The following is a 14,096-nucleotide window of genomic DNA, read 5'->3' on the forward strand; positions in this document are numbered from 1 at the left end:
CACATCATGTTGGAAGTCGACGATCTCGTCGTCAGCTATGGCCAGAGTGAAGTGCTGCACGGCATCGGCTTTACTGTCGCCAGCGGTGAAAGCGTGGCGGTCATGGGCCGCAACGGTATGGGTAAGACGACGCTCTTCAAATCGCTAATCGGCATGTTGCCTGCCAATCGTGGCACCGTGCGGGTCGGCGGTGTGGATGTCTCGACCGCGGAGAGCTATCGACGTGTGGCGAGCGGTATCGGCTATGTCCCGCAGGGGCGGCAGATATTTGCCTCACTCACCGTCGAAGAAAACATTCAAACCGGGCTCGAGCATGCCGGGAGTCAGTCGGTTCCCGACGATCTCTACGCACTGTTTCCTGTTTTGTTCGATATGCGCCGCCGCAAAGGCGGCAACCTCTCCGGCGGTCAGCAACAGCAGCTCGCGATTGCCCGTGCGCTCGCCACGGACCCCAAGGTACTGCTGCTCGACGAACCGACCGAGGGTATTCAGCCCTCCGTTATCAAGGACATCGCCCGGGCGCTCAACCAGATACGTATGACACGCAACATCGCCATCGTGGTCTCCGAGCAAGTGTTGAGCTTCGCCATGGACGTTGCGGACCGACTGTTCGTGATCGAAGGCGGGCGCTTCGTTCATCAAAGTACGCGCGAAGCTGGTGATACCGACCGCATTCGCGAATACCTCTCTGTTTAACCCGGCGCCGGGTGGCGTCAATTCGATCGCCGGTGTGTGCCACATCGGCGCTTTATATCAGGAGCGAGTGCAATGGCCGAAACTCTCATCAAGGTCGACCTGAACCAATCCGCGTACGAAAACGAGCAGGTGCACAACCGTTGGCACCCGGACATTCCGATGGCGTGTTGGGTCAATCCCGGCGACGATTTCATTCTCGAGACGTACGACTGGACCGGCGGCTTCATCAAGAACGACGACAGTGCCGACGACGTGCGCGACATCGATCTGTCCATCGTGCACTTTCTGTCGGGGCCGGTGGGGGGTCCATGGTGCCGAGCCGGGCGACCTGCTGGTCGTCGACCTGCTCGACATCGGCGCGAAGTCCGATAGCCAATGGGGCTTTAACGGCTTCTTCTCGAAGACGAATGGCGGTGGCTTCCTCACCGACCATTTTCCGCACGCACAGAAGTCGATCTGGGATTTTCACGGACTCTATACGAGTTCGCGTCACATACCCGGCGTGAATTTTGCCGGACTGATTCACCCGGGGCTGATCGGCTGTCTGCCGGATCCGAAATTGCTCCAGACGTGGAACGAGCGCGAAGTCGGTCTCATCGCAACGGAACCGGATCGCGTCCCGCCGCTGGCCAACCCGCCTTTTGCCGCAACGGCACATATGGGCAAGCTGACGGGCGACGCGCGGAATCAGGCCGCAGCGCAGGGCGCGCGCACAGTGCCGCCGCGCGAGCATGGCGGCAACTGCGACATCAAGGATCTGTCGCGCGGCTCGAAGGTGTTCTTCCCGGTGTACGTCGACGGTGCGGGCCTTTCCGTGGGGGATCTTCACTTCAGTCAGGGCGACGGTGAAATCACGTTCTGCGGCGCCATCGAAATGGCGGGATGGGTGCACATGCGCGTGAATGTCATCAAGGGGGGCATGGCGAAGTACGGTATTCGAAATCCCGTGTTTCAACCGAGCCCCATTACGCCGGCATACAACGACTACCTGATTTTCGAAGGTATCTCAGTCGACGAGCAGGGCGGGCAGCACTATCTGGACGTCACGGTGGCTTACCGCCAGGCCTGTCTGAACGCCATCGAGTATCTGAAGAAGTTCGGTTACTCGGGGGCGCAGGCCTATTCGTTGCTGGGGTGTGCGCCGGTGCAGGGGCACATCAGCGGTGTCGTCGACATACCTAACGCCTGTGCGACGTTGTGGTTGCCCACGCAGATCTTCGACTTCGACATTCGTCCCAATGCCGATGGGCCGATTCGTCATGTGAAGGGGGGCGTGGACATGCCGTGTTCGCCGGATCTGGTGAAGGCCTGACGCTGCGTTCGTCGCGTGCGTTGTCATGAATGACCGCAGACGACGTTCGCGAACAAGATAAAGGCATTAGGAGGCTGACATGCCGATTTACGACTTCGAATGTGCGACGTGCGGGCCGTTTGCCGTCATGCGACGTATCGCAGATCGCGACACGCCGTGCCACTGCCCGGCGTGCGGCAGTGAGGGCTCGCGCGTGATCACGGCACCGTCGCTGGCGTTGATGGGGAGCGCGCGTCGCACGGCACACGCGACGAACGAGCGGGCAGCGCATGCCCCGCGTCATTCGGGTGACGGGCCGTCGTCTCGTCACCGGCCAGGGTGTAGCTGCTGCTCAGCCCCAAAGGCGTCACTGCCTGGGGCATCCGGCGGGACCGGGTCGATAAGTGGGACCGGTGCGGGGGATGGGCTGATACGTCCACAGGGGCGGCCCTGGATGATCAGTCACTGATGCATTGACTTGATTCGCTGCGCCGTCACGGATCGGCTGTGCGAATCGATCGAGACACTTTAAGGAGAAGGGTTCAATGCGACATGGGGATATTTCGAGTAGCCGTGACGGCGTAGGCGTTGCGGTCGTCAACTACAAGATGCCGCGACTTCATACGAAAGCCGAGGTATTGGAAAACGCACGAAAGATCGCCGATATGGTGGTCGGTATGAAGCGGGGATTGCCTGGTATGGATCTCGTGATTTTTCCCGAGTACTCCACGCACGGCATCATGTACGACCGAGATGAGATGTTCGATACGGCGTCGACAGTGCCGGGGGAGGAGACCGATATTTTCGCGGCAGCCTGTCGACAGGCGAACGTCTGGGGCGTGTTTTCGCTCACTGGCGAGCGACACGAGGATCATCCGCACAAGGTGCCATACAACACCCTGGTGCTCATCGACAATCGCGGGGAGATCGTGCAGAAGTATCGCAAGATCATGCCGTGGACGCCCATAGAAGGCTGGTATCCCGGCGACCGAACTTATGTGACCGAAGGACCCAAGGGGCTGAAAATCAGCCTGATTATTTGCGATGACGGCAACTATCCCGAAATATGGCGGGACTGCGCGATGAATGGGGCCGAGTTAGTGGTGCGCTGTCAGGGGTATATGTATCCGGCCAAAGAGCAGCAAGTGCTTGTGGCAAAAGCGATGGCATGGATGAACAACACCTATGTTGCGGTGGCGAATGCGACCGGCTGGGACGGTGTCTATTCGTACTTTGGCCACTCGGCAATCGTCGGCTTCGATGGCCGGACGTTAGGGGAGTGCGGTGAGGAGGAGATGGGGGTGCAGTATGCCGAGCTTTCTGTCAGTGCGATTCGCGACGCGCGCAAGCACATGCAATCGCAAAATCATTTATACAAGTTGCTCCATCGGGGATACACGGGGACTATCAATTCGGGTGAGAGCGTGAATGGCGTGGCGCAATGCCCGTTCGGTTTCTATCGAGACTGGGTGATGGATCCGGAAGGCACGCGACGCAAAGTGGAGGCGATTACCCGCAACACCCCGGGCACGGCGGAGTGCCCGATAGACGGCATTCCGCACGCGCAATAGTCTCCCTCAGGCTCTGCAGTGGCGCGACGGTCCAGTCGTGCCGCAGTGTGATTCGGCGCATAACGTCCAGGCACTTCTAGCGTGACACGCTCATCGCCTCGGTGGAATGTCCGGTTTCCGTGTGTGGTTTCGCTCGGATTGTAAAGACACTCGTGCGAACTCATGTTCTCGGGACTCACGGGCGTTCCGTGGCTTTTCAGTCAAAAAACAAGATCACGCATGTTGAATCTATAAAAATACGACGGATTCTCAATTCTTAGCGGTTGGTTGGTGCTTCGAAATCAATAAATTCAATCGAATTCAAAAAAATCTCAAGGAACGACGCCGATGGCGGAGTTTCCTTGATTTCTCCTCACATTATCCACATTCTGCGTAGGCTCGGGCCGCAATAATGATTCGCGAGCCCCGTGAGGATGCGGGCTTGCATTGGGAGTATTTAAGAGCGCTGAGTTTGAGAATTTTTATGATTGAAGTGGCACCATGTTGATTGGGGCGCGGCAGATAAAGTGGTATTTGTTCTGTTTATTCGTTCTGGGCGTGATTTTTGTTTTGGATGATGAAAATCTTGTTTTGGCTTATTCGGTTTCCGTGGGTTCCTATCTTCCGCTATCTATGTTCTGGCTGATGGCTAGGAATTTAATTAGGAATCGGAGTGCTGGCAATGAGATTGTGGATTCGGATGATTCCGATTCCGAAGCAAGAGCGGTGGCTTTCATTGTTTTCGTGTTGGCGTCTTACTTCTTTTTGACTTTTTACTCGGGTGATCGCTTCGAACTTGCGGTGTGTTCAGGCATTCTCGCCCTTTTGGGTGGGGAGAGGTTCATCAGAAAGGTCGGTACGGTGTGATGTGGAGCAGGCTTAGAATCCTCTCAACCGACCACGCGTGCGGGCTTTCCTAAGACGCCAGAAATCCACCGTCGGCCGCCAGAACGTGGCCGACGATATAGGAGGCCTCATCCGAGGCCAGCCAGATGACCGCTTCAGCGACTTCTTCCGGTTGGCCCATCCGCCGCAATGGCAGCGCAGCGGCAACGCTCGACATGTCCGCGATGCCCGAAGCGAGCATCATGTCGGTGACCACGCGTCCCGGCGCGACGGCATTGATTCGAATGCCCCGTGGCGCGCATTCCATGGCGGCCGAGCGCATCAACGAGATGACGGCTGCTTTGGATGCCGAGTAAAGTGCCAGACCGGGATTGGGGTTTCTCACGCCACTGACGGACGCGTTGATGACGATGCGTCCGCCCCCGCTTTTTTCCATCGCCGGGACTTGGTGTCTCAGGCAAAGAAACACTGATCGTACGTTGGTATCGAATACGCTGGCGTAGACCGAAGCGTCTTGTGCGTCGATGGAGGCGCGTCGTTCCTGAAAGCCCGCATTGTTGAACGCAACGTCCAGTTGCCCGAATCGCGTCGTGACAATGTGAATGAGGTGCGCGATGTCCTCCTCGCGCGTCACATCCGTTTTCACGAACATGGCCTCGCCCCCCATCGCCCGGCACTCCACTGCAACGGCCTCGCCTTCCTCCTGACGCCGCCCGGCGATGACCACGGCCGCAGCGCCCTCGATGGCCATTTGGATGGCCGTCGCGCGACCAATGCCACTTCCCCCGCCCGTGACCAGACCCACTTGTCCCAACATGCGCGGACGTCGAAAACCACGTTTCTCGGACTGCATAAGGCCTCCGGGGTTCTATGAGATTGCCTGAGTCATCAACGGCCCATCTCTGCGAATTTCGATCTCTCGAAGGTCCGATAGGGCGTAAGATATTGGTTGTATCGTACAACATTATTGCGGGATATCAACCATGCAAAAATATGACATCGAGTTGCTCGACAGCATTCGGGCGGCCTCGCGGCAGATGGTGCGTGAGTTGGGATTCATGCAGCCAACGCTTGCGCAGACGGGGTATTCGGCGTCGGCTGTTCACGCGATCATGGAAATAGGCGCGCGACGCTCGGTGACATCCGCTTATCTGGGCGAACACCTGAAACTGGAGAAGTCGAGCGTAAGCCGAATGGTGCGAAAACTACTGATTGCCGGTGAGTTGAAGGAGACGCCCAGTCGAGACGACGCTCGCGAAAAGCTGTTGTCGTTGACGCCGCGCGGCAGACGTACGCTGGCCGCGATCCACGCGTTCGGAAGACGCCAGGTGAGTGGCGCGCTGGACCACATGAGTGAAGCGGAGCGGGACGCAGTGGCCCGAGGCCTGGCAATTTACGCACGGGCGCTGCAGGAGGTCGGGAAGGGAGCGCCCGCCGGCCTCACGACATGACGCGCCGTCGATTTCTTGTATTTGCTTAGCAGCGATTCGAATTTGTTAACAAGTCAGGCACCCATATGCTGTTTTCGAACAGGCGGCACAGTTCTCCGGTGCCGCCGCAAAGTATTTGCAGTGCTCTGGGAAGACTGAGACAGGCGTAGCCCAAGGCTCGTGAGAGCGGAGACCGGCGGTACGCGTCAGCCTCCACCCCCATGCATCCCGGGTAAACGCCAATTTTGAAATAGTTGACGGGGCGAGCCGTCCTTCGTACATTAATTCCATCAGCATACTGATGAATTTGAAGGGGACGGGCCATGCCATTGCAGTTCGCAGCAAATCTCTCCGACATGATCGAGGACGAACCGCTTCCGGTGACCTTGGGAGACGAAAAGATCGCGTTGTATCTGCTCGATGGAGAGGTCTACGCCACGCACAACGTTTGCACCCATCAGTACGCGTTGTTGAGCGACGGCTATGTGGAAGATGGCTGCGTCGAATGCCCGCTGCATCAGGGCAAGTTCGATATCCGGACGGGCGCGGCCATGTGCTCGCCAGTCACGCAGCCGATCCGCGTGTTTACGGTTCAAGTGGATGGCAACGCCATCCTGGTCGATATCTGAGCGGCGGGACACGCAATGGAGCAAACGTATCTGATCATCGGTGGCGGCCAGGCAGGTGGCCGTGCCGCCGAGACGCTTCGCCAGCAAGGCGTGACCGGCCGGGTCGTGATCGTCGGCGACGAATCGTGCCCGCCTTACGAGCGCCCGCCGCTCTCCAAGGAGGTGCTGACCGCGCCTGGCGACGACACCTGTTTCAATGGCTGGCTCCACGAGGCCGTCTTCTATGAACAGGCCGCCATCGAACAGCGCGAAGACCGGGTCACGCGTCTCGATACGGCGCGCCAGATCGCTTATCTCGCGAGTGGCGAGGCACTTCGCTACGACAAATGCCTGATCGCCACGGGCGGGCGAGCACGCACGCTCTCCGATATCGCCCCGGGCGAGCGCGTGCTGTCGCTGCGCACGCTCGCGGACGCCATGCGCTTGCGCAAGTTGCTCAAGCGCTCGCGCACCGTTGCCGTGATCGGTGGGGGCTTTCTCGGACTCGAATTTGCCGCCAGTGCGCGTGCCCGAGGTCTGGACGTCACCGTGTTGGAAACGGCGCCCCGACTGCTCGGCAAGGCCATGCCTGCGGCGTTCTCGCAACGGCTAGAGGCTAAGCATCGTGCCAACGGTGTGAATCTTGCGCTTAACGCCGGGCCGATTTCCGTCGAGCAAAACGAGACATGCGTCACGGTAAGCGCTGGTGTCGACGTGGCGACCTTCGATTTCTGCGTGCTCGCAGTGGGGCAGGTGCCCAACGACGACGTTGCCCGCGCCTCGGGCATCGAGGTGAGCAACGGCATCGTCGTCGACGAGTGCTGCCGGACCTCGGCGCCGAATGTGTTTGCGGCCGGCGATTGCGCGAATTTCCCGTTCGGCAAGAACGGCGGGCGAATTCGTCTCGAATCGTGGCAGAACGCCCAGGATCAGGCGATTGCCGCGGCCAGAAGTATGCTCGGCGACACGTCGATGTACCGGCCCACGCCGTGGTTCTGGACGGATCAATATGACTGGAATGTCCAGATGATCGGTCTGCACGACGAGACCGTCGATCAGTGGGTGACGCGCGACACCGCTGCCGACAAGCAGGTCCTCATCGGGCTGCGAGATCGCGTGATCGTGTACGCACTGGCCCTGAACCAGGGCGGTGAAATCCGCGCGCTGCGACGCCTTGTCGAACAATCGATTCCCATCCACCCCGACCAGCTCTCGGACATGCGCGTGAAGCTGCGACAACTCGAAAGGTCAGCGACCTGACTTACCCGGAGATATCTGTGTACTCCTGCGAAACCGTGATCGGTGGCCCGACGCCGCCCATCAAAAATCAAGCTGTCGAAAACCTGACGTGGCCGGAAGAGGGCCTGCAAGCCATTCCCGATTGGGTCTACACGAGCGAATCGGTGTATGCCCGCGAGGTGGAGCGCATCTTTCACGGCCGTACGTGGAACTTCGTGGCGCTCGAAGCCGAAGTGCCCAACACCGGCGATTACAAGCGGTCCTACGTAGGCCCGACACCGGTCGTCGTGTCGCGCGCCGAGGACGGTTCAATCCATGTATTCGAGAACCGCTGCGCCCACCGCGGCGCCGAGTTCTGCCGTCACAGCCGGGGAAACAACACCGAATTCGTTTGCCCGTATCACCAGTGGTCTTATGACCTGAAAGGAAATCTGCAGGGAGTGCCGTTTCGCCGTGGCGTGAACAAGCTAGGCGGCATGCCGAAGGACTTCCGCAACGAGCAGCACGGTCTGCGCAAGCTCGCGGTGACCACGCGCAATGGTGTGGTCTTTGCGTCGTTCGTACACGACATGGAGCCGATCGAGGACTACCTCACGCCGGAGATCCTCACGGACTTCGACGCCGTGTTCAACGGCAAGAAGCTGCGCGTTCTCGGCTTCTACAAGAACGAGTTGCCGTGCAACTGGAAGATGTACCACGAGAACCTGAAGGATCCGTACCACGCAACGCTCCTGCACTCGTTCCTGGTCGTGTTCGGATTGCTGGTGGCAGGCAATCGCTCGGCCATGATCGCCGACAGCAAATACGGCATTCACGGCACGATGGCCTCGGCGAAGAGCGATTCGCTGTACGCCAGCGTCGACGAGGACAAGAAGAAGGAAATGCGCTCTTTTCACGAGGGCATGACGCTACGCGACGAGCGCTTCCTTGAATTCGTCAAGGAATTCGACTCCGAATGGTCGGTCACGATGCAGACGATCTGGCCGAACCTGATCGTGCAGCGCGAGATGAACACGCTGGGCGTCCGGCACATCGTACCCAACGGTCCGAACAGCATGATCATGCTGTGGACCATGTTCGGCTACGAGGACGATACGGACGAGATGGTCCGTCACCGTCTGCGCCAGGGCAACCTGATGGGGCCCTCCGGCTTCCTGGGACTGGAAGACAACGAGGCGATGAAGTTCGTGCAGGAAGGGGTGCGGCGATCCGTGACCGACCGCAGCATCATCAAGCTCGACGCCGACAAGATCGGCACGGCAGACAGCCTCATTTCCGAGGCGGCTATCCGGTCGATGTACAAACACTATCGCGAAGTCATGGGGTTCTGAATGCTGCTGCCAGGTTTCGAAAAAAAGCACATTGCGCATGACGCGGCCTTGATCGCGCGCGCTGCCGTGGAGGATTTTCACGCGGAATACTGTGCCGTGCTCGACGGCGGTGACCTCGAACGCTGGCCGGAATTCTTCACGGAGAATTGTGTGTACCGTGTGACCGAGCTCGAGAATGCCACTTGCGGCCTGCCCGTAGGGCTGGTGTACGCGGAGGGCCGCAACATGCTTCACGACCGCGCCGTGGCCATTTCGCGCACGCAGATGTTCGCACCGCGCAGCATGCTGCATTTCATCTCGAACGTTCGTATCCTGAGCGCGACCGACGAAGAGATCGTCGCCCAGAGCAATTACATGCTGCTCCAGACGCTGGTCGAAGGCGCGACCACGTTGCATCAGGCCGGCCGTCTTTTTGATCGCTTCGCCCGTAATGGCAATATCTTGCTGCTCAAGGAGCGCCAGGCCGTCTACGACACTGCGATGATCGCCAATGACCTCGCATATCCCGTATGAGGCCCGTCACGATGATCTGGATGTGCTGGGGAGGGGAGCCGTCATGAGCAACACGGAACAATACGAAGCACCGGTCGAGAACGGCGGCGTAGGCGCGCGTGTACGCCGGCGCGAGGACGAGCGGCATCTGCACGGCAAAGGGCGGTTCGTCGCCGACTACGTGCTGCCCGATCTTCAGGAGGTTGCGTTCCTGCGCAGTCCCGTGGCGCATGCGCGCATCGTGCACGTTGGCAAGCCGCAGACGTACGCGGGTCAGGTGATCGTTCGTGCCGATATGACAAGCGCGGCCGACATCGTGGCGGATTCGAGCCTGCCGACCTACAAGTCGTCGTCGCATCCGCCGCTGGCTTCGGAGAAGGTGCGCTTCGTCGGCGAGCCCGTCGCCATGTGTTTCGCCCCGACGCGTGCGGAAGCGGAAGATATTGCCGAGGAAGTTGCGCTCGATCTGGACGAACTGCCCGCATTCGCCAACGCCTTCGCGGCGCGCGAGCGAACCGATGTGCGGGTGCATGACCACTGGGACAACAACCTGTTCCTGGACCTGACGGCCGACGTCGACTTTGCGGCCCGCGCCGAAGGCGCGCCGGTGGTGGTTAAGCAAAAGGTCGATCTGGCCCGCCAGTGCATGGTGCCGATGGAAGGCAAGGCCGTTCTCGCCTATTGGGACCATCCGCATTCGCAACTCGTCGTGATCACCTCGACGCAAGTGCCGCACATGATCCGCACGGTGCTTGCGCAATGCCTCGGTATCGATCATGCGCAGGTGCGCGTCATTTCGCCCGACGTGGGGGGTGCGTTCGGTTACAAGTGTGTCCTGCAACAAGAGGAGCTCTGCATTGCGTGGCTTGCGCTCACGTACAAGAAGCCATTCCGTTTCATTGAGGACCGTCGGGAACACCTGATCGCGGGTGCCAATACGCGCCAGCATCACTACGAACTGACGGCGTACGCCGACAAGACCGGGCGCCTCCTGGCGCTTGACGCCCAGTTGCTGATCGACGGCGGCGCCTATTCGGCGTGGCCGTTCACGATCGGGCTCGAGACCGGGCAGGCGCTGGGGAATCTGCCGGGACCGTACGACTTCCGTGGCTATCGCTGCAAGACGCAGTGCGCCGCAACGAACAAGCCTGGGTTCCTGCCGTATCGTGGCGTGGCGCGCACGGGTGTTTGCTTTGCGATAGAACTGACGATGGATGCCATTGCCCGCGCGGTGGGCCGCGAAGCGTGGGAAGTCCGCTACGACAACCTCGTGCGCGGGCAGGACATGCCGTACACCAACGTTGTGAAGAAACACTACGACAGCGGCGACTTCCAGGAGAGCCTGAAGCGCGCCGTCGACCGGCTCGACGTATCGAAGTGGCGCGGGCGCCAGAAGCAGGGCGAGAAGGACGGCCGGCTCGTGGGCATCGGATTCGCCACGTTTACCGAGCAATCGGCGCACGGCACGGCCGTGTTCGCGTCGTGGGGCCTGCCGATCGTGCCCGGGTACGACTTGGCCACCGTGCGCGTGACTGCCGATGGCGGGCTCGAAGTCCGCGCAGGCATTCATTCGCACGGGCAGGGCATGGAGACCACGCTGGCGCAGATCGCCAACGAAGTGCTCGGCGTGCCCGTTGCGAAGATCAGGGTGGTTCACGGCGATACCGCACTCACGCCGTTCTCGACCGGTACCTACGCGTCGCGCAGCATCGTCATGGCCGGTGGCGCCGTTGCGGCGACATGTCGGGAGCTTGTGCCGCGCATCGTAAAGATCGGCGCGCATCTGCTCAAAGAGGACGAAAGCGCCGTGCGCTTCGAGAGCGGCGAAGTGGTCGGCGCTACTGGACGCATCCCGCTCACGGATATCGCGGCAGCCTGGTACTTGCGCCCGGAGCGGCTGCCGCAAGGCGTCGATCTGGCAGGTCTGGAGGCGACGCAGGGCTTCAAGCCCAAGGTGGACACCGGCGCGTTCAGCTACGCCACCCATGCGGCGGCCGTGGCCGTCGATACCGAAACGGGTCACATAGAGATTCTCGACTACGTGATCGTGGAAGACTGCGGCCGGATGATCAACCCGATGGTGGTGGAGGGCCAGACGATTGGCGGCACCGCGCAAGGCATCGGCACCGCCCTGTTCGAGGAGACGCTGTACGACGAGAACGCACAACCGCTCACGTCCACGCTGGCCGATTACATGCTGCCCGGCCCGACCGAGCTACCGCCGATCACGATCATTCATATGGAAACGCCTTCGCCTTACACCGAGTTCGGCGCGAAGGGCGTCGGCGAGGGGGGCGCCATCGCACCGCCTGCCGCATTGTTCAATGCGGTGAACGACGCGTTGCGGCCACTGGGGGCGACCGTGTCGGAAACGCCGTTGACGCCGAGGCGCCTGCTCGCGGCCATCGAAGCCGCGAGTGCCGCGCAATCCGAAGGCAGCGAGCTGGCCACGCATGCCGTGCAACACGAGGAGGTCGAATGAAAGCGGCCCGTTTTGACTATCTGAGGACGGCCACGCTGCCCGAAGCCTTGACCGCGTTGCAGGCCGACAGCAGTGCAAAGCCGATTGCGGGCAGCCAGTCGATGGGGCCCATGCTCAATCTGCGTCTGGCAAGACCGGCCAGAATCGTCGACCTGTCGCGACTGGCCGAATTGCGCGGCGTGACGCAAACGGACGACGGCATTCGTATCGGCGCCGGCGTCACGCACGCGGAGATCGAGGACGGCAAATTCCCCCTGCTTCGACATCCTTATCTCCAGTACGTGGCAAGTGGAATCGCTTATCGCGCGATTCGCAACCGGGGAACGATCGGTGGCAGCCTGGCACACGCCGATCCGGCCGCCGACTGGCCACTCGCGTTGTCCGCACTCGACGCGCGACTGGTGCTGTCAAAGGCTGGGGCCACTCGGGTCGTGCGTGCCGGCGACTTCATGCAGGGCGCCTTCACGACGTTGCTCGACGACGGCGAGATCATCGCTGCCGTGTTGCTGCCGACGCTGTCGACGTCGATGCATTGGGGCTATCACAAGCTCTGCCGCAAGACCGGCGAGTTTGCACACGCCAGTGCCGCCGCAGTATTCGACGCCACGAGCGGACTTGCACGCGTCGTGCTGGGGGCGCTCGACGGTCCGCCCGCTGCGCTGGACGACCTTGCCAAAGCCATCGCCCACCAGGGCCCGGGTGCCGCCACGCAACAGGCGCTCGCGTCGGCAGTCGCGGCCGCCATGCCGAACGCCGATGCCATCGAGCGAAAGATGCATGCTGCCGCGCTGGATCGATGCCTGGCGCAAGCCTTCGGCAAATCGCAGGATCACTAGAATAGTCAACGCTATGTCCGTCATCGAACTCACCATCAACGATCGCGCAGTGCGCGGCGAGGTCGAACCTCGCGTGCACCTGGGCGATTTCCTGCGCGAGACCCAGCACCTGACCGGCACGCACCTGGGCTGCGAACACGGCGTGTGCGGTGCGTGTACCGTGCTTGTCGACGGCGAACCCGTCCGCTCGTGCATCACCTTCGCAGTCGCTTGCGAGCAGCAGGACGTGCGCACGATCGAAGGCTTCGACAACGACGAACTGATGCGCCGCATCCGCCGTTCGTTCTCTATCCATCACGGCCTCCAATGCGGCTACTGCACCCCCGGCATGCTGATCACCGCACGCGACATCGTGCTCCGCTTTCCCGACGCCGACGAGGCGCGCATTCGCCTGGAACTCTCCGGCAACCTTTGCCGCTGCACGGGGTACATGGGGATCGTGGCATCCATCAAGGCCGTACTTCAGGACCTGAAGGACAACCCGATTGCGGCGCAGGACGCCTGCGCCGCACAGCCCAGGCACGCCGCACCACGCGAGCAGGTCGTGTCGGCGCCCGCGTCGTTCCAGACGTTCGAGGCCACTACGCGCGATGCCGCCAATCTGACAACGGCGCCGGCGGCGGCCGTTACCACGGCGCGCACCGAACCGGCTGCCGAGACACAACGCAAGGGCTGGACGGCCATCGACGACAGTTTCGTCGTGCCGTTTCCGCTCGAGACGGTGTGGGCATTCATGGGTGATCTGCCGTCGGTGACTGCTTGTCTGCCGGGAGCGGAGCTGCTCGACCACGACGGCGATTCGGTCAAGGGCAAGATCGCCATCAAGTTCGGCCCGATGTCCGCCAACTTTGCCGGGGCGGCCCGCCTGGAGCGCGATGATGCGGCACACCGCGCGGTGATGCGCGGCGCTGGCCAGGACAACATCAGTCGCTCGCGCGCCAACGGCGACGTGACCTATTTCCTCTCGCAGGAGGCAGGGGGCAGCCAGACACGGGTGGCCGTAACGCTGGAGTACATGCTGCAAGGCCCGCTGGCGCAATTCTCGCGCTCGGGACTGGTCAAGGATTTCGTCCGGCGCATGATCGCCGACTTCGGCACGCGCATCACCGCGCAACTCGGCGGCAATGCCGCGCCGCAAGCTTCTGCCGAGCAGACGAAGTTCAATGTGGGAAGTCTCGTCTGGCGCGTGATATGGGGACGTATCCGCCGACTCTTCGGCAAAGCTGACTGATTCTCGAACAGGGCGATAGCAAAGCGACTATCGCCGTCATTTTGTCAGTGTACTGATTATATGG

At 61.1% G+C, this 14,096-nt stretch carries 13 protein-coding genes and 1 pseudogene; 13 read left to right on the forward strand and 1 reads right to left on the reverse strand.

Translation table 11 applies throughout. The features are described 5' to 3' along the window. The first annotated feature begins 6 nt into the window (after window positions 1-6). The 5 genes and pseudogenes from urtE to NA29_RS08775 all read left to right on the forward strand — a co-directional run bounded on the left by urtE (window position 7) and on the right by NA29_RS08775 (window position 4,404). Entirely contained in the window at window positions 7-696 is a 690-nt protein-coding gene (gene urtE, locus NA29_RS08755; RefSeq protein ID WP_039397533.1) for an urea ABC transporter ATP-binding subunit UrtE, read from the forward strand. Window positions 697-768: 72 nt separating this feature from the next. Then, window positions 769-2,008, forward strand: a pseudogene (fmdA, locus tag NA29_RS08760) (formamidase). A gap of 79 nt (window positions 2,009-2,087) precedes the next feature. Continuing rightward, window positions 2,088-2,456, forward strand: coding sequence for an FmdB family zinc ribbon protein (locus NA29_RS08765; protein WP_039397535.1), 369 nt, complete (start codon window positions 2,088-2,090; stop codon window positions 2,454-2,456). A 76-nt stretch (window positions 2,457-2,532) separates the two neighbouring features. Further along, window positions 2,533-3,558, forward strand: a complete 1,026-nt coding sequence (locus NA29_RS08770) for an aliphatic amidase (protein ID WP_039397537.1) — start codon at window positions 2,533-2,535, stop codon at window positions 3,556-3,558. A gap of 480 nt (window positions 3,559-4,038) precedes the next feature. Next, on the forward strand, window positions 4,039-4,404 hold the full coding sequence (locus tag NA29_RS08775; RefSeq protein ID WP_039397539.1) for a hypothetical protein: 366 nt from the start codon (window positions 4,039-4,041) through the stop codon (window positions 4,402-4,404). Window positions 4,405-4,453: 49 nt separating this feature from the next. Here NA29_RS08775 and NA29_RS08780 read toward each other — a convergent pair whose 3' ends face one another. After that, window positions 4,454-5,236, reverse strand: coding sequence for an SDR family NAD(P)-dependent oxidoreductase (locus tag NA29_RS08780; protein ID WP_039397542.1), 783 nt, complete (start codon window positions 5,234-5,236; stop codon window positions 4,454-4,456). A gap of 130 nt (window positions 5,237-5,366) precedes the next feature. Between NA29_RS08780 and NA29_RS08785 the strand changes: the two genes are divergently transcribed. The 8 genes from NA29_RS08785 (at window position 5,367) to NA29_RS08820 (ending at window position 14,032) form a co-directional block, all read left to right on the forward strand. Next, window positions 5,367-5,834: a MarR family winged helix-turn-helix transcriptional regulator gene (locus NA29_RS08785; RefSeq protein WP_052252699.1), complete on the forward strand. Its 468-nt coding sequence runs from the start codon at window positions 5,367-5,369 to the stop codon at window positions 5,832-5,834. Window positions 5,835-6,136: 302 nt separating this feature from the next. After that, window positions 6,137-6,442 carry a non-heme iron oxygenase ferredoxin subunit gene (locus NA29_RS08790; RefSeq protein ID WP_039397543.1) on the forward strand — a complete coding sequence of 102 codons (306 nt, stop codon included), beginning with the start codon at window positions 6,137-6,139 and terminating at the stop codon, window positions 6,440-6,442. Between the two features lie 15 nt (window positions 6,443-6,457). Beyond that, on the forward strand, window positions 6,458-7,681 hold the full coding sequence (locus NA29_RS08795) for an NAD(P)/FAD-dependent oxidoreductase (protein ID WP_039397545.1): 1,224 nt from the start codon (window positions 6,458-6,460) through the stop codon (window positions 7,679-7,681). A 17-nt stretch (window positions 7,682-7,698) separates the two neighbouring features. Continuing rightward, a complete protein-coding gene (locus NA29_RS08800) occupies window positions 7,699-8,991 on the forward strand; it encodes an aromatic ring-hydroxylating dioxygenase subunit alpha (RefSeq protein ID WP_039397547.1) in 1,293 nt (430 codons plus the stop codon). After that, the gene (locus NA29_RS08805) at window positions 8,992-9,504 is read left to right on the forward strand and encodes an aromatic-ring-hydroxylating dioxygenase subunit beta (protein WP_039397549.1); all 513 of its coding nucleotides are present in this window, start codon (window positions 8,992-8,994) and stop codon (window positions 9,502-9,504) included. A gap of 43 nt (window positions 9,505-9,547) precedes the next feature. After that, window positions 9,548-11,965: a xanthine dehydrogenase family protein molybdopterin-binding subunit gene (locus NA29_RS08810; protein ID WP_039397551.1), complete on the forward strand. Its 2,418-nt coding sequence runs from the start codon at window positions 9,548-9,550 to the stop codon at window positions 11,963-11,965. After that, the gene (locus tag NA29_RS08815) at window positions 11,962-12,801 is read left to right on the forward strand and encodes an FAD binding domain-containing protein (protein WP_039397553.1); all 840 of its coding nucleotides are present in this window, start codon (window positions 11,962-11,964) and stop codon (window positions 12,799-12,801) included. Before NA29_RS08810 ends, NA29_RS08815 begins: the two co-directional genes overlap by 4 nt. Window positions 12,802-12,814: 13 nt before the next feature. Further along, window positions 12,815-14,032 (forward strand): xanthine dehydrogenase family Fe-S subunit, encoded by a 1,218-nt coding sequence (locus NA29_RS08820; protein ID WP_039397555.1) that lies wholly within the window; start codon window positions 12,815-12,817, stop codon window positions 14,030-14,032. Window positions 14,033-14,096: the final 64 nt, after the last annotated feature.

Origin of the sequence: Pandoraea sputorum (assembly GCF_000814845.2) — a bacterium.
Classification (GTDB): Bacteria; Pseudomonadota; Gammaproteobacteria; order Burkholderiales; family Burkholderiaceae; genus Pandoraea; species Pandoraea sputorum.